Source organism: Saccharospirillum sp. MSK14-1 (assembly GCF_003054965.1).
Taxonomy (GTDB): Bacteria; Pseudomonadota; Gammaproteobacteria; order Pseudomonadales; family Natronospirillaceae; genus Saccharospirillum.
The window spans coordinates 1482273-1498278 of the sequence record NZ_MIES01000033.1 but is presented as its reverse complement, the minus strand read 5'-3'; the positions used below and the strand labels follow the sequence as shown (position 1 = coordinate 1498278).

The 16006-nt window shown below is 55.5% G+C and carries 18 protein-coding genes; 14 read left to right on the top strand and 4 right to left on the bottom strand.

Features of this window, described 5'->3' with window-relative positions; translation table 11 throughout:
- Complete coding sequence (locus tag BGP77_RS16050; protein ID WP_146171273.1) at positions 1–1392, bottom strand: PLP-dependent aminotransferase family protein; 1392 nt, start codon at positions 1390–1392, stop codon at positions 1–3.
- A 186-nt stretch (positions 1393–1578) separates the two neighbouring features.
- Here BGP77_RS16050 and BGP77_RS16045 point away from each other — a divergent pair, with 186 nt between their 5' ends.
- The 7 genes from BGP77_RS16045 (at position 1579) to BGP77_RS16015 (ending at position 7708) form a co-directional block, all read left to right on the top strand.
- A complete protein-coding gene (locus BGP77_RS16045; RefSeq protein WP_108165716.1) occupies positions 1579–2277 on the top strand; it encodes an alanyl-tRNA editing protein in 699 nt (232 codons plus the stop codon).
- A gap of 40 nt (positions 2278–2317) precedes the next feature.
- Positions 2318–3109, top strand: coding sequence for a PhzF family phenazine biosynthesis protein (locus BGP77_RS16040; protein ID WP_108165715.1), 792 nt, complete (start codon positions 2318–2320; stop codon positions 3107–3109).
- A complete protein-coding gene (locus tag BGP77_RS16035) occupies positions 3097–3702 on the top strand; it encodes a LysE family translocator (RefSeq protein WP_108165714.1) in 606 nt (201 codons plus the stop codon). Before BGP77_RS16040 ends, BGP77_RS16035 begins: the two co-directional genes overlap by 13 nt.
- A gap of 238 nt (positions 3703–3940) precedes the next feature.
- Positions 3941–4948, top strand: coding sequence for a thiosulfate ABC transporter substrate-binding protein CysP (gene cysP, locus BGP77_RS16030; protein WP_108165713.1), 1008 nt, complete (start codon positions 3941–3943; stop codon positions 4946–4948).
- Positions 4945–5799: a sulfate/thiosulfate ABC transporter permease CysT gene (gene cysT / locus BGP77_RS16025; protein WP_108165712.1), complete on the top strand. Its 855-nt coding sequence runs from the start codon at positions 4945–4947 to the stop codon at positions 5797–5799. Before cysP ends, cysT begins: the two co-directional genes overlap by 4 nt.
- Positions 5799–6626: a sulfate ABC transporter permease subunit CysW gene (gene cysW, locus BGP77_RS16020; protein WP_108165711.1), complete on the top strand. Its 828-nt coding sequence runs from the start codon at positions 5799–5801 to the stop codon at positions 6624–6626. The genes cysT and cysW overlap by 1 nt, the downstream gene beginning before the upstream one ends.
- Positions 6623–7708: a sulfate/molybdate ABC transporter ATP-binding protein gene (locus BGP77_RS16015; RefSeq protein WP_108165710.1), complete on the top strand. Its 1086-nt coding sequence runs from the start codon at positions 6623–6625 to the stop codon at positions 7706–7708. Before cysW ends, BGP77_RS16015 begins: the two co-directional genes overlap by 4 nt.
- Positions 7709–7753: 45 nt before the next feature.
- Here the strand turns inward: BGP77_RS16015 and BGP77_RS16010 are convergent, their stop codons facing one another.
- Entirely contained in the window at positions 7754–9499 is a 1746-nt protein-coding gene (locus BGP77_RS16010) for a sugar phosphorylase (RefSeq protein WP_158269409.1), read from the bottom strand.
- 252 nt (positions 9500–9751) lie between these two features.
- On the opposite strand from BGP77_RS16010, the gene galU reads away from it, so the two are divergent.
- The 6 genes from galU (at position 9752) to BGP77_RS15980 (ending at position 13844) form a co-directional block, all read left to right on the top strand.
- Positions 9752–10600: a UTP--glucose-1-phosphate uridylyltransferase GalU gene (galU, locus tag BGP77_RS16005; protein WP_108165708.1), complete on the top strand. Its 849-nt coding sequence runs from the start codon at positions 9752–9754 to the stop codon at positions 10598–10600.
- A 59-nt stretch (positions 10601–10659) separates the two neighbouring features.
- Complete coding sequence (locus BGP77_RS16000; protein WP_108165707.1) at positions 10660–11124, top strand: GNAT family N-acetyltransferase; 465 nt, start codon at positions 10660–10662, stop codon at positions 11122–11124.
- A gap of 65 nt (positions 11125–11189) precedes the next feature.
- On the top strand, positions 11190–12233 hold the full coding sequence (locus BGP77_RS15995; RefSeq protein WP_108165706.1) for a serine hydrolase: 1044 nt from the start codon (positions 11190–11192) through the stop codon (positions 12231–12233).
- 38 nt (positions 12234–12271) lie between these two features.
- Positions 12272–12604, top strand: coding sequence for an SMR family transporter (locus tag BGP77_RS15990; protein ID WP_108165705.1), 333 nt, complete (start codon positions 12272–12274; stop codon positions 12602–12604).
- 43 nt (positions 12605–12647) lie between these two features.
- Positions 12648–13385 carry a hypothetical protein gene (locus BGP77_RS15985; RefSeq protein WP_108165704.1) on the top strand — a complete coding sequence of 246 codons (738 nt, stop codon included), beginning with the start codon at positions 12648–12650 and terminating at the stop codon, positions 13383–13385.
- A 30-nt stretch (positions 13386–13415) separates the two neighbouring features.
- Positions 13416–13844 (top strand): GNAT family N-acetyltransferase, encoded by a 429-nt coding sequence (locus BGP77_RS15980; protein ID WP_108165703.1) that lies wholly within the window; start codon positions 13416–13418, stop codon positions 13842–13844.
- A gap of 28 nt (positions 13845–13872) precedes the next feature.
- Here BGP77_RS15980 and BGP77_RS15975 read toward each other — a convergent pair whose 3' ends face one another.
- Both BGP77_RS15975 and BGP77_RS15970 read right to left on the bottom strand, forming a co-directional pair.
- Positions 13873–14532: a cytochrome b/b6 domain-containing protein gene (locus BGP77_RS15975; RefSeq protein ID WP_108165702.1), complete on the bottom strand. Its 660-nt coding sequence runs from the start codon at positions 14530–14532 to the stop codon at positions 13873–13875.
- A 12-nt stretch (positions 14533–14544) separates the two neighbouring features.
- Entirely contained in the window at positions 14545–14973 is a 429-nt protein-coding gene (locus BGP77_RS15970; protein WP_108165701.1) for a cytochrome b562, read from the bottom strand.
- Positions 14974–15375: 402 nt separating this feature from the next.
- On the opposite strand from BGP77_RS15970, the gene ahpC reads away from it, so the two are divergent.
- A complete protein-coding gene (gene ahpC, locus BGP77_RS15965; protein ID WP_108165700.1) occupies positions 15376–15942 on the top strand; it encodes an alkyl hydroperoxide reductase subunit C in 567 nt (188 codons plus the stop codon).
- Positions 15943–16006 lie beyond the last annotated feature (64 nt).

Here is a 16006-nt window from a genome sequence, read left to right as displayed (position 1 = left end):
TCAAATGTGGTTGAGCGAGTCACGACCGCATTCGGGGCTGTTAATCAGTTGAATCAAGGTGTCGATGGCGTTGAGCAAGGTGTCGCGCTGCAATTGACCGCCGATGCACAGGCGAATTGCCTGGGGTGCTGCAAACTGGCCAGCAGCAAACACTTCAGCGGCTTTGATGCGGATGCGGTGCTCGGCGGCGCGCTCGACGAGGTTAACGGCGCGCCAGGGCGGCGGCAGTTCCAGCCAGACGTTAAAACCACCGCAATGGGCGTCGAGCCCGGCGGCATTGAAGCGTGATTGAATGGCCTGGTGACGCCATTGCAGCTCGGCTTTTTGCGTCGCGATCAGGCGGTCGGCGTAGCCGGAGGTCAGCCACTGGCAGGCGACTTCTGTCGTCAATGGCACCGCCATCCAGCAAGTGGCACGAAAGGCGGCGCTTAATGCGGGAATCCAGCGTTCCGGGCCGCGCATAAAACCAACGTGCAAACCGCCGCACAAGGCTTTCGACAGGCTGGCGATGGTGATGGTCAGTTCTGGATGCCGGGCAGAAAAGGAGGGCGCCTCGGGGTCACCCAGACACCCCTGAACATCGTCCTCAATCACCATGATTTGATACTGGCGGCAAAGCATGGCCAGTTCATCAATGCGTTGCGCAGACATGGCGCCACCGGTCGGGTTGTGTTGTCGCGTCATCAGATAAAGCACGCGCGGCGGCTGGCGTAAGCATTGCGCTTCCAGCGCTTGTGGCAGCATGCCTTCAAAGTCGAACGGCAATGGCATCAACCGCAACCCCTGCTGGTTCGCCGACGCCACCAGGCCCGGGTAAGTAAGGCCCTCACAGGCAACGCCATCACCGGCTTGCGTCAGGCCGAGCAGGGCAACAAAAAAGCCGTGCTGGCCGCCCAGTGTGACCAGCAAATCATCAGCACTGAAATCGCCCAGTCCGGTTTGTTTCAGCCATTGCCGGCCGACTTCACGTTGATGCGGCAAACCGAATTCGGATTGATAGCGCAGCAAGTGCGGCAGGATGGGAGAGTCTTGCAAGCTGACCAGACTCGACTGCAATTGTTCCGCCTGATCAAGCTCCAGCGCCTTGGAAAAGCCCAGGTCGATGCCGGTATCGACGGTGGAATCGGTCACCTGAAAATCGGTGGTCGGCACTGTCGCACCACGGACATAGGTGCCGCTGCCGACGCGCGCTTCAACCAGTCGGCGCCGTTCGGCTTCGGCGTAAGCCCGGGTGACGGTACCCACGGTAACGCCCAGCTCTTCCGCCAGTTGCCGATGAGTCGGTAAGCGATCGCCGGGTTTCAGATCGCCATCCTGCAGGGCCTGTTCGATGCGACTGGCCAACGCTTTGTACTTAGGACCGGTACATTGATCGATATTGAAAATTGTCATGGTTACAAAGATTTGCTTGCAGCCAAATGTCTGCGCATTAGACTGCAATTGTTCCTATTTGCCAAGGCTTCAATGGTTCCGTTTTGCGGATCGATGTGTTGAATCATCTGCAGTCCAGCGCGATAGCCGCTTTGTAGGGACCAGAAACCCATCCGCCAGAATTGTACCCCTACAAAAGGAGACAATATGCGACAGCCGTTTCAATTGGATGCCTATCAAACCCGGATGTCGGCTCAGGTCGTGGCCTGTGAGGGTCAGCGATTGGTGTTAGACAGCACTCTGTTTTATCCGCGCGGTGGTGGCCAACCCGGAGACAGGGGTTGGATCACAGCAGCCGGACAACGCTATGAGGTGGTGGACACCTGCTACAGCGATGACCGCTCGTGCATCGAACATCACCTGGCTGAAGCGGTGACGCTGACGCCGGGTGAAACCATTGAGCTGGAACTGGACTGGGATCGCCGCCATCGCCACATGCGCATGCATACCTGTCTGCATTTGCTGTGTCATCTGATCAAAGACCCGGTGACCGGCGGTAACGTGGGTGCGGACCAAAGCCGCGCCGAATTCGATCTGACCACGCCGGTCGACAAGCTGGAACTGGAAGCGCAACTGAATGCGCTGATTGCCAGCGGTGCTGAAATAACCACCGAATGGCTGCCCGAATCGATTCTCGATGAGCAGCCGGAACTGGTGCGCACCATGAGCGTTCAACCACCACGCGGCGCCGGTGAATTGCGGATGGTTCGGGTCGCGGGTCTCGACTACCAGCCCTGTGGCGGCACCCATGTGCGCAATATTCGCGAAATCGGTCAGGTGCGCATTCCATCGATTAAAAGCAAAGGCAAACAAAATAAACGCATCAATGTCGCACTGGTGGACTGACCCCCGCGACGCTCACGCCACGCTAAAGGAGAACAGTGAGATGGCTTTTCCGATGTACCAGGTTGACGCCTTCGCCGAGGCGGTATTTCAAGGCAATCCGGCCGCGGTGATGGTACTGAATGCGCCGCTGGATGACGCGGTGATGCAACAGTTGGCGATTGAAAACAACCTCTCGGAGACGGCCTTTGTGTGGCCGCACGGTGACGACTGGAACATCCGCTGGTTTATGCCTGGTCAGGAAGTCGATTTGTGTGGTCACGCCACCTTAGCCACTGCACACGTGCTGTGGAATGAACTGGGCTACAGCGCTGAAGTGCTGCATTTGCACAGTCGCAGTGGTCTGTTGGAAGTGCGTCGCGTGGGCGATCAACTGGAGTTGGATTTCCCGGCTTATTCGCCCAATCCCAGCCAGCTGCCAGCGCAGGTTGAGCAGCGATTAGCGTTGCCAACGGTTGATGTCATCGAAGACGGTTTTTTAATGGCGGTTCTTAACAGCGAACAACAGGTCGCTGAATTTGAGCATCATTTTGCTGACATTGATGCCGTCGACAACGCCGTCATCTTGACTGCCGCAAGCCAGCGTCCCGATGTCGATTTTGTGTCGCGGGTATTTTGTGGGCCCAAAGATGGCGTTATCGAAGATCCGGTGACCGGTTCCGCCCATTGTTTGCTGGCGCCTTACTGGGGTGAAAAACTGAATAAAACCACCCTGGTCGCCGAGCAGATTTCCAAGCGTCAAGGCCGGCTTGAGTGTGAATTAAAAGGCGACCGCGTGCGTTTGCGCGGCCGGGCTAAAACCTATTTGCGAGGCTTTGTTGAATGGACGTCCTGACGCTCAGTTTTTTAGCACCCATTCTGTTGTATGCCGCCAGTGTCACTGTGACGCCCGGCCCGAATAATCTGATGTTGACGGCTTCGGGTGTGAATTTTGGTTACTGGCGGACACTGCCGCACATCACCGGTATCTTCATTGGATTCCTGGCGTTAAACCTGATGGTCGCCGCTGGCATTGGGGCTGTTTTACTGGCTATTCCGCAGTTGCACTGGGCACTGAAAATCGCCGGGTCACTGTATTTACTGTGGCTTGGGTGGAACATTGCCACCGCCGGGGGTCTGGGCAAAGCCGACGGCAAAGCGCAGCCCATGCGCTGGTGGCAGGCGGCGTTGTTTCAAATGATCAATCCCAAAGCCTGGGCCATGGGGGTGACGGGGATTGCCGCCTTCAGTTTGACCGGTGACGACTACTGGCCCAGTGCTTTGGCCGTGGCCGGTATGTTTGCGTTGGTCAGCTATCCAAGCTGCAGCTTGTGGGCCTTATTGGGCACCCAACTGCGTCGTGCCTTGCAAGATGAACGTAAACGCCGCTGGTTTAATGGCGTGCTGGGTGGGCTCACCGCCTTGAGTGTGGTGTTTATTCTGCTGTGATCGTTTCGACCTTCTGCCCACGACGGCAATGTTCACCCTCCCGGCATCCCATGCCAAGAACGTTGTCGGGCAGGAGGTTTTATGTGATCTTCAGATGCCAGGGCCAGGCCCCTGAAACCCTTAGGGCGAACGAATTCTAAGATAGAACTAAATGTTCTAATATATCCGATTGTCATTCCATTATCGTTTATTTACTCTCACCGCCATCTTAATAACCGCCTGTATTTAAGGAGTTCAGATGGTCCGGTTAATCGCTTCCGTTTCGGCTTTGGCTGTGAGTTTGACACTGGCCGCAGCGCCGGCTCAGGCCGAAGATTCCCGTGAAATCCTCAATACCTCGTACGACATTGCGCGTGAGTTGTTTGCCGCCGTTAACCCGAAATTTATTGATTGGTGGGAAGCCGAGCAGGGCGAAACCGTCAGCGTGAAACAGTCGCACGGTGGTTCGTCGACTCAGGCGCGTTCCATCATGCAGGGTCTGCGTGCGGATGTCGTAACCTTCAATCAGGTGACTGACGTGAACGTTCTGGCCGAAGCCGGCCTGGTCGCTGACGACTGGCAGGCGCAGTACCCCAATAACGCCTCGCCCTATTATTCGACCACGGCGTTTTTGGTGCGCAAGGGCAATCCGAAAAACATCGAAGGCTGGGACGATCTGGCGGCCGATGGCGTTGAGTTGGTGTTCCCGAACCCGAAAACCTCCGGCAACGGTCGCTACACCTATCTTGCGGCCTGGGGCTATGCCGATCGCACCTTCGATGGTGATGAAGCCCAGATCGAAGACTTTATGAAAACCTTCCTCGGTAACGTGGAAGTGTTCGATACCGGCGGTCGTGGCGCCACCACCACCTTTGTGGAACGCGGCATTGGCGATGTGTTGATCACCTTTGAATCGGAAGTGAACAACATCCGTAACGAATACGGCGTTGATGACTACGAAGTCGTCGTACCGCCGGTCAGCATCCTGGCGGAGTTCCCGGTTGCCGTGGTGGAAGATTACGCCGAGCGTAACGGCAACCTCGACCTGGCGCGTGGTTACCTCGATTACCTCTACACCGTGGAAGCCCAGCGTCTGTTGGCCGGTTTCAACTACCGGGTCAATGACCAGAACGTTGCCGCCGAATTCAGCGATCGTTTCCCGCAAGCCGAACTGCTGCGCGTGGAAGACATTTTCGGCAGTTGGCCACAGGCGATGGAAACGCACTTCAGCAGCGGTGCCAAACTGGATCAGTTGCAACGTCGATGACCACGGCCCGTTTTTCATTGCAACGCCAACACCGGGTTCTGCCCGGTTTTGGTCTTTCTCTGGGCGTCTCCCTGACGTTTATTTCGCTGGTTCTGCTGCTGCCGCTGACCAGTCTGGTCGGGCAGTTGTCGCAGTTAAGCTGGTCGCAATATTGGTTTTTAATTACCGACCCGCGCATTGTGGCCAGTTACAGCGTCACCCTTGGTGCGGCTGCTGTGGCCTGCCTGTTTAATGCCGCCTTCGGCTTGCTGATGGCCTGGGTGTTGGTGCGATACGACTTCCCCGGTAAACGTCTGGTCGATGCGTTGATGGATCTGCCTTTTGCACTGCCCACTGCGGTGGCGGGCATTACCCTGGCGACGCTTTATTCCAGCAACGGCTGGATTGGGTCTTTGCTGGAACCGACCGGTATTTCCATTGCCTACACCTGGGTCGGCATTGCCTTAGCCATGGCCTTCACCAGTATTCCGTTTGTGGTGCGTACCGTGCAGCCGGTGCTGGAAGATTTGCCGGCGGAAATTGATGAAGCCGCAGTCAGTCTGGGCGCTAAAGACGGTCACGCTTTTCGTCGTGTTATTTTGCCGCATTTATGGCCAGCGCTGGTGACCGGAACGGGGCTCGCCTTTGTGCGTTCGCTCGGTGAATTTGGCGCGGTGATTTTTATCGCCGGTGGCAAACCCTATGAAACCGAAATCACCTCCTTGATGATTTTTGTGCGCCTGCAGGAATACGACTACGCCGGTGCGTCAGCCGTGGCGTCCATTGTGTTGGCCACTTCGTTACTGTTGTTGTTGGTGATTAACCTTTGGCAAGGCCGCTTTATTAAACGACTGCACGGAGGGCGTGGCTGATGATTCGCATTGGTGATGCACCGATCGTGCGCCGACTATTAATCGGCTCGGCGTTGTCGTTAACCGGGTTGTTTTTAGTACTGCCACTGGTAGCGATTTTTGCTCAGGCCTTCGCACGGGGTGTGGATATTTACTGGGACAATTTAAGCGACCAGTACACCTTGGCGGCCATCGGCTTAACGCTTTTTGTATCGGCATTAACGGTGCCGATTAATTTGGTGTTTGGCATATTTCTGGCCTGGCTGGTGACGCGTTTTGAATTTCCCGGTCGGCGTTTACTGCAAACCTTAATCGACATTCCGTTTGCGGTTTCGCCGGTGGTTGCAGGTCTGGTGTATCTGTTGCTCTATGGTCGCAACGGCTGGTTGGGGGGTTGGCTGGATGCCAACGACCTGCAAATTATGTTCGCTTGGCCGGGCATCGTTTTGGTGACGCTCTTTGTTACCTGTCCGTTTGTGGCGCGCGAATTGATTCCGTTAATGCAGGCACAGGGATCGCGTGAGGAAGAAGCCGCGGTCACGTTAGGCGCTTCGGGTTGGACCGTTTTCCGTCGGGTGACGTTACCGAACATTCGCGGCGCACTGCTCTACGGGGTGATTTTAACCAACGCTCGTGCGGTGGGTGAATTTGGCGCGGTCTCGGTGGTGGCCGGTGCAATTCGAGGCGAGACCAACACCTTACCGCTGCAGGTTGAGCAGCTGTATCAGGATTACAACACCGTTGGTGCGTTCACCAGCGCGTCCTTGTTGGCGCTGATGGCACTGATGACGCTGGCCGCGAAGGCCATGCTGGACAGGCGCGCGGAGCGCCGGGAGAAAAACGCATGAGCATCCGCATTGAACAGGTTGCCAAAACCTTTGGTCGCACTCAGGCGCTGGCGCCGATTGACCTGAACATTGCCGACGGCGAGTTGATCGGTTTGCTCGGTCCGTCCGGTTCGGGCAAGACCACCTTGCTGCGCATCATGGCCGGATTGGAACAGGCCGACGGTGGCCGCATTCATTTTGGTGAGCGCGACGTGACGCAACTGCACGTGCGTGATCGTCGCATCGGTTTTGTGTTTCAGCACTATGCTTTATTCCGGCATATGACGGTGTTTGAAAATGTCGCTTTCGGGTTAAGAGCCATGCCGCGACGTGAACGACCTTCGAACGCGGATATTCGTTCACGCGTCACGCAATTGCTGGAGATGGTTCGGCTCAATGAGTTTGCCGAACGCTTCCCGGCGCAATTATCCGGCGGTCAACAACAGCGTGTTGCACTGGCACGGGCGCTGGCGTTAAAACCGGATGTGCTGTTATTGGATGAACCCTTTGGCGCGCTCGATGCCAAGGTGCGCCAGGAACTGCGTCGCTGGTTGCGTCACCTGCATGACGAGCTGAATTTCACCAGTGTCTTTGTCACCCACGACCAAGAAGAAGCGTTGGAGTTATCCGATCGGGTGGTGGTGATGAGCAACGGTCGTATCGAACAGATTGCCACGCCGGATGAATTGTATCGTCAGCCGGCCAACCGTTTTGTGTTTGAATTTTTGGGCGATGTGAATCGTCTGGAAGGCGATGTGCGCGATGGCGTTTTAACATGCGGCGACGCGCATTTGGACGTAGGCGATCTGGCCGATGGCGGTCAGGAGCTTTTGTTGCGGCCACACGAAATTTCACTCGCGGGCGAACCCAGTGCCCATACCCACTTACCCGTTACCGTGACCGCCATTGTGCCGGTCGGTGCCGAAGTACGACTGGAGCTTGAAGCCGATTGGCTGGTGGAGCCCTGGCTGGCGACGATCAGCCACGCCGACTTTGAACGATTGGACGTACAACGCGGTAAGCGTTTATTTGCCACACCCACCCACTGGCATCGTTTTAATGCGCAGACGGTCGCTGAACCGGCTGCGGTGGCGATGAGTTGAATAGGACGGGTTCGCCAGATGTTGGCGAACCCGTCCTAGTTTCGTTCAGTCTTCTTTAACCGGTACCAGCCACACCACCTGATAAGGTGCCAGTGCCAACTCGTCATTGGACGCCATTTGCTGTTCGCCAATCAGGTCGTAATAAGTCCAGGCTTCGTGCGAGGGCAGTAAGCGGGTTAAATTCAGCGTGCGCGGCACAGCGGTGACGTTAAAAATACCGTATACACGACTGTCTTCGGCGTCGCGGCGCAAAATAAAAAACGCCGAGTCGAGATCAACCACGCGCTGACGCGCTTCCGGATGAAACGCTGCCTGTTCGCCGCGCAACTGAATGCGTCGCGCCAGTTCCTGACTGACGATGTAAGACGGATGACGTTCGTCGGTCATCACCTCATTCAGATCATTCCATTGCCAGGTTTTCCGGTTGATTGAGCGCAGCCGGCCGGTGCGTTCAACACCCGCCAAATCGTTGGGAGTACCGATCAGGCTTTGCAAATAAAAACCGGGAATGCCTTGCAGGCTCATCATCAGCGTTTGTGAACACAGAAACCGTTCCACCTGCCATTGATCCGCACCGGTGCGCGTGCCTTTGAGCGCATCAAAATAACTGATGTTGATTTCGTAAGGGCTGTCTTTGCCGTTTGGGTTGGCCTTCATGCTGACGTAGCCACCGAACTGGTGCATGCAATCGAGCAGGCTTTGAATTTCGTAGGCGGGCAAAATACCTTCCAGCGCACGCAAGCCAATGCCGTCGTGACTGGCGGTAAAATTCAAATAGGTGCAATGCGGGGGTGGCGGTGCCAAGGTCATCGCCCAGTTGGTGAGTAGGTCAGCATTGCCCCGGTTCAGGGTGTAGAGCACCAGCGGTGGCAATGCGAACTGATAGACCATGGAGGCTTCATCGCAATCGCCGAAATAGGACAGGTTTTCTTCGTGCGGGACATTGGTTTCAGTCACCAGAATGACCCAGGGTGCGATCGCATCGACGATGTCGCGCATCAATTTGACGATCTCATGAGTTTCCGGCAAATGGATGCAGGAAGTGCCCAGTTGTTTCCATAAAAACGCGACGGCATCGAGCCGAACCAGGCGGGCGCCTTTGGACAGATAGAACAAAAAGATGTCCATCATGGCCAGCAGCACATCGGGGTTTTCATAATTCAGATCGATCTGATCTTCGCTGAAAGTGGCCCACACATGTCGTGTGCCACGATGGGTATTAATGGGCGCTGCCAAGGGTGAGGAGCGTGGGCGCGTCACCATTGAAACATCGGTATTGGGATCAAGATCGATAAAATAGTTACAGCCCGGTTCTTGGTTCTGAATGTATTCGATAAACCAGAGGTTTTCGCGTGAGCAATGGTTCAACACCAGATCGAACATGATGCCAAAACGACGCGCCAGGGCATCGATGTGGTCCCACTGGCCCACGGTGTCCCGCACCTGTTTAAAGTCGATGACTGAAAAGCCGTCGTCAGAGCTGTAAGGATAGAAAGGCAGCAGATGAATGTTGCTGATCAGGCTGGGGTAAAACGCTTCCAGAAAGCGTTCCAGTTGCAGCAGACCGGGTTCGTCACGATTGCGGATGGCATCGCCGTAGGTGATCAACAGATTATCGGTTTCATCCCAATCCGAGCTGCGGGTGTGGTGGTAAATGGCGCTCTGGTAACGATTCAATAAACCCATCAACTGATCGGTCACCGCCGGGGCACGCTCGGCACCATAGAGCAATGTCAGACGTTGTTCGGCGGATTCTCGAAAAGCCGTCAGACGGGCCTCGGCTTCTGTCATGTTAGTCTCCCTAACCTGATGTATGATGATGACGGTGGATGCGTCGCACCATCCTGGTGCCATGCCCCATGTTAGTGCAATTGAGGTTGTGTAAGGACAGTCCCAACCCGAAACCCGCCTTGGCGCGCCAATTCGGTGCGCCGCGGCCAGTCTGACCCGTACACTGAGGTTGTATCGCAAACAACGCGCCAAAATTGCGAATGGTCAGGTAATTGCTTAGAACTGAAGACAAGCGGAAATAGAGGATAGGAAATGATTCGCAAATGTATGTTCCCCGTCGGCGGCTACGGTACGCGTTTTTTACCAGCCACCAAAGCGCTGCCCAAGGAAATGCTGCCCGTCGTTAACAAGCCGCTGGTGCAATATGGGGTTGAGGAAGCGATCGAGGCCGGGCTGAACGAGATCGGCTTTGTGACCGGCCGTGGCAAGCGTGCCATCGCGGACCATTTTGATATTTCCTATGAGTTGGAGCACCAAATCAACGGTTCCAACAAGGAAGAATTTCTCAAATCGATTCGCCATGTGATGGACGAAGGCATCTTCTCCTTCACGCGCCAAAAAGAAATGAAGGGCTTGGGCCATGCGATCCTGTGTGGTGAAACTCTGATCGGTAACGAACCGTTCGGCGTTATTCTGGCCGATGATTTGTGCGTACCGGAGCCGGAAGAAACCACGGAAAACGTCCTGGCGCAGATGGTTAAAGTCTTCAATCAATTCCGTTGCAGCATTGTCGCGGTCATGGAAGTGCCGGAAGATGAAATTCATAAGTACGGTGTGATTGACGGCGAAGAAATGAAAGACGGTCTCTATCGCGTTAAGAGCATGGTGGAAAAACCCAATAAGGAAGACGCGCCGTCTAATCTGGCAGTGATTGGCCGTTACATTTTGACGCCGGATATTTTTGAGATTCTGCGCAACACCCCACCGGGTAAAAACGACGAAGTTCAGTTGACCGATGCCTTGATGACCCAAGCGCAGGATGGCGTTGTGATGGCCTATCGCCTGAAAGGCAAACGCTTTGATTGCGGGTCGGTTGAAGGCTTTGTTGAAGCCACCAACTTCTGCTACGAAAACCTCTATAAAAAAGGTCTGTTGACCTGATATGGCCTGCCCGGGCCGGCCTGGCCCGGGTTTTATCGACGACTTTTCGGAAGACAACGATGTCTGATATCACCCTTCGTGATGGCGGCCTGGAACACCCGGCTGTTGTTGAGTTATTGGCTGCGCATCTGGCGGGCATGGCGGAGCACTCTCCGCCAGAAAGCGTGCATGCGCTTGACCTGAGTGCTTTGCAGCAGCCGGACATTCAATTCTGGACCGCTTGGCGGGATGATCAGTTGCTGGGTTGTGCGGCGCTCAAAGCGCTGGATGAAACGCACGGTGAGTTAAAGTCGATGCGCACCGACCCCCAGTTTTTACGCCAGGGTGTTGCGCGGGCGTTGTTGCAGCACGCCTTGGAGCAGGCGCGCTCGAATGGCATGACGCGCATCAGCCTGGAAACCGGTTCGATGGACGCCTTTGCACCAGCGCGCAAAATGTACGAAGCCGTTGGCTTTGAATACACCGATCCGTTTGGCGACTACCAGCCGGACCCGCATTCGGTTTTCATGACCTTGACATTCTAGGGCCGCCCGCGGGCAGCCGGCTCTGCTAACCTGACGGCTTTGCTGTTGGTGCGGAGTAGGCTGCCATGTTGCGACGTCTTGTTATCGGTTATGTGTCTTTAGCGTTAGTTGGGTCGACGGTTCTGGCTGAATCTCCCACCGAATCCATTCAAACCTCTGCTGCTCGTTTTAATAATCTTTATACCCTGCAAATTGCCCAGTCTGGCGAGGTGATCCTGGCCGAGAGCTTTAATGGCGCCCGGTTGGATCAACCGGCGAACATTAAATCGGCGTCTAAATCATTGATGTCCGCTTTGGTAGGCATCGCCATTGAGCGCGGCGTGCTTGAGGGCACCGACCAAGCCATCGCGCCATTGCTCCAGGATCAACTCCCCGCAAACCCCGACCCGCGCTTGCAGCAAATTACCATTGGTCATTTGCTGTCGATGCAGGCTGGGCTGGAACGGACCTCGGGCCGCAATTACGGCAACTGGGTGAGCAGTGGCAACTGGGTACAAAATGCTCTGGCGCGGCCATTTGAAGCGCAGCCGGGTGGTCGCATGCAGTATTCCACCGGCAGTACGCATTTATTGTCCGCCATCCTCGCGCGTGAAACGGGCCAGCCGACGGATGAGCTGGCCAATGAATGGCTGGCGCCTGCGGGGATCCGAGTGGTGAGCTGGTTACGCGACCCGCAAGGCATTCCGCTGGGCGGTAATCAGGTGAGCATGACACCGGCGTCGTTGCTGGCGTTTGGCGAACTCTATCGTCGGGGTGGTCAGGCGGCTGATGGTACCCAGGTATTGCCGTCGCAATGGATCGACGCCAGCTGGCAACGCTACACGCGTTCGCGTTACACCGGAGATGGCTACGGTTATGGCTGGTTTCTGCGCGATTTTGACGGCTACGATGGCTATTACGGCTGGGGTTACGGTGGGCAAATGGTTTACGTGCTGCCGCAACTGGCGCTGACCATTGCCATTACCTCCAACCCCAATACCCCGGCCGGGCGCAGTGGTTATCGCGGTCAGCTGCATCGTCTGGTTGAACGCGAGATCGTGCCCCTGGCTGAACAGCGCCTGGCTCGTCTGGATGCCAACGTCATGGTTGCTGCCAAAGAAGTTGAGTAGACTGCGCTGTCGTTGATCGAAGTTAAGAGGGCGTTGTCATGAAAGCATGGTTGATTCTGGCGGTTGCAATTACTGCCGAAGTGGTGGGCACGACAGCGCTTAAAGCCAGCGAGAATTTCAGTCGGTTGTGGCCGTCAGTCATCGTTGTTATCAGCTACGGTCTGGCGTTTTATTTATTGGCGCAAACGCTGAAAGTGATACCGGTTGGCATCGCTTATGCGATCTGGGCCGGTGGCGGCATTGTATTGATTACCCTGGTGTCCTGGTGGCTGTTCGATCAGAAACTGGACTGGCCGGCGCTGTTGGGAATGGCGCTGATCCTGAGCGGGGTATTGGTATTGAATCTGTTTTCACGGGCGGTGCCACACTAGGCGCGCTAAACCAGTCAGGGAAACTCGAAAAGGATGGTCGGTCATGGCGGTATTCAATCGTAAGCGAGTGACGTTAATCTCAACGGTGTTGGCTGTTACTGCCTGTACGGTGGCAGATTCCGAAAGTGTACTGACGTCGGGAATGTCGGCCTACATCGATGTGATTGCGCGTGGCAATGGCACCACTGAGGTCGTTGCTGCGTTGGCCGCGGGCGACACGTTAAATTCGGCACGAATTGAATTGCAGGGCGATGATCGCTTGATGGCGAGCAATGGCGAACAGATCCGTCAATTGTCGAAACGGCACACCGGTTTTTTAAGCTACGGCACCAGCTTGAATGGTGACAGCGTTAACCGGCGTTACACGGTCGATTTCGAACGCACTGTCGATTCATCGACGCACTCCTGGACCTATCTGCCGGAACCGTTCGACATTACGCATCCCGCAAGCGACGTACTGATTGAGGATGAGGGGGTCGATCTGGAGTGGGAAGTCACTCACGGAGGTCAGTTGCGCCTGAAGGTAAGCATGGAATGCAGTAACTATGCGAATCAGAAATCGTTTCGAAGCTCGGTTACCAACATCAGCGATGATGGACACCAGTACCTGGATTTAGACGGCCTCATGTCTGCTTTTAATCAGCCATACTTTTTCGATGTCTGTGATGTGACCGCCACCTTGCAAAGTCATCAGAGCGGCCAACTGGATACCCGTTTTGGAAAGGGTGGGTCGATTGAAGGCATTCAGAGTCGCAGCCGTCATTTTAAATTCGAACCCTAATCGTCTTGCACTGTTGAGCAGAGGTAACCCATGCGCGTGGTATTGGCACAAAACGACAGCGACTTGCAGAAACTGGCGCCGGTGATGTGCCAGTTACGTCCGCATTTTGAACCCGAAGCATTGGTGCGGCAGGCGCGTCAGCAAATGGAACAAGAAGGCTACCACCTGGCAATGGTGGTGGATGATAACGAGGCGGTGTTGTGCGTCGCTGGCTTTGTCATTCAGCGCAAGCTGGCCTGGGGCAAACATCTGTATGTGGATGATCTGGTGACCGACGAACAGCAGCGTTCTACCGGTGCCGGTGCATTGATGATTGAGTGGTTATCGGATTACGCCCGTGAACAGGGCTGTGAACAATTGCATCTCGACAGTGGCGTGCAGCGTTTCGCCGCCCATCGCTTTTACTTCCGTCATGGCTTTGTGATTAACAGCCATCATTTTGCGATCACGGAACTCTGAGGCTCGATGCGCCCCAGAATTCCAACGCTCAGATCGGCCAGGTGAACAACCATCCCAACCACAGCAGGGCAGCAATCAAACTGAACAGCAACCAGTAGCGGTTGATGTTACTGCGCTCGCTGGCGCCAGTCATGGCGGGCTTGCGGCCATGGACCATGGCTTCGACCAAGGGTTCTTTAAAGCGCAGTCGGTGGTACAACACCGCCAGGATGTGGGTCGCCACCAGCGCTAAAATCAGCGCGGGCAGGCGAGGGTGAAACCAGGCCGCCAGGTCGATCACCCAGTCAGGCGCGTTCAGATTGAACGGGCCATACCAGAACACATCGTCGCTGTAGAACAGACCGCTGACGACCTGAATGGTTAACACCACCAGCAGTAAAACCACCATGGCTGCACCGGCCGGGTTGTGGCCCAGCTCGGCGGCGTCAGCACGGCCGCGCGCCAGTTCACCCAGATGCCGGATAACGGCTTTGGGGGACAGATTCCAGCTGGAGAAGCGCGCGTAGGTTGTACCCACCAACGCCCAGATCAGCCGGAACACCAGCAAAGCCGACAGCGCATAGCCAGCGTAAAAGTGCACCTGCATATTGCCCACGTTAACGCTGACAAACAGCGCGATCAGGCAGATCACCAGACCCCAATGCACCAGCCGAACCGGTAAATCCCAGACTTTGGTTTCCGTCTTCATCACGGTGTCCCGTTAGCGGCAGCTGCGATCTTTGAATTGACGGTGACCGTCTTTGCGCATATCGCCAATGGCTTGCAAATGGCTGGCAGCGGCGCCGGTGTCACCCGCTTCCAGAGCGGCAGAGGCTTCGTCTAAACGAGCCACCATGTCGGTCATGGCGTTCTGGAAGGCTTCGATGTCGGCGCTGTCGCCGCCGTCAGCCAGGGAATAGGGAGTTTCATCGGAGGCATCGACAGCGGCGGTGCGCAGCGTTGCCAGGCGAGATTGCGCTTCTTCAATGTTGTTGCTGCGAATGGCGCTGACCAGAGGGCGCATGTTGTCGGCCATGGTTTCCATGTTGGCGTACAGCGCCGTTTCATCACAGCTTTCGGCATAAGCCGTCGCTGCCAGGCCAAAGCTGATGGCCGTCGCGGCCAGGAAGCGTTTCAGATTGAGAGTCATAGTGGATCCTTATCACGGTTAGGAATCGTCAAAACCCGGCCATGATACTAAAGCGACTCTGGCGGCAGGATGGAGCCAAAGTGGAGGGAGTGTAAAGTTCGTGTTTAGACGCGGCCCGCCCGTCGCGTTCTGTTTCAGCATGGTGCGCGGACGAGGCCTGGCACCGCCTTGGCGCGGCCTATGTTCGACTTTGGCGCGTTTTGGATCGGTGTTCATAGATGGGAATAATCGATTTAATAGTTTAATTATAAAATTAAGGTCGATTGCTATCAGCTATCGAAGTCATTGGTAAGCATTCGTTTAATCCAGCCAGGGTGCTCCTTACTATAAGTGGTGTCGAAGGCGGTAGCGTTCCGCCCTAGCTTATTCACACATGACCTTAAACGATTAAAGGAGCACTTTATGTCTCGCTATATCGATTCCGAATTGAAGCCGTTTAAAGCGACTGCTTTCCACAACGGTGAATTTGTTGACGTCAGCAGTGACGACATCAAAGGCAAATGGGCCATCTTCTTCTTCTATCCGGCTGACTTCACCTTTGTTTGCCCGACCGAACTGGGTGACCTGGCTGACAACTACGAAGAGTTCAAGAAAATGGGCGTTGAAATCTACTCGGTTTCTACTGACACCCACTTCACTCACAAAGCCTGGCACGAAACGTCTGACACCATCGGCAAAATTCAGTACCCGATGTTGGGCGACCCGACCGGCACCATCACTCGCAACTTCGGTGTGATGATCGAAGAAGACGGCCTGGCTGATCGCGGTACCTTCGTGATCGATCCGGAAGGTCGTATCAAGATCGTTGAAATCACCGACGGTGGCATTGGCCGTGACGCCAGCGAACTGCTGCGCAAAGTCAAAGCGGCTCAGTACATCGCTGCGCACCCAGGCGAAGTCTGCCCGGCGAAGTGGAAAGAAGGTGAAGAAACTCTGTCTCCGTCACTGGACCTGGTCGGCAAAATCTAAGTCGACACAATCTGAGAGCGGATTAAACGACAGAAACGGGCCCTCCTGCGGGAGGGCTTTTTTA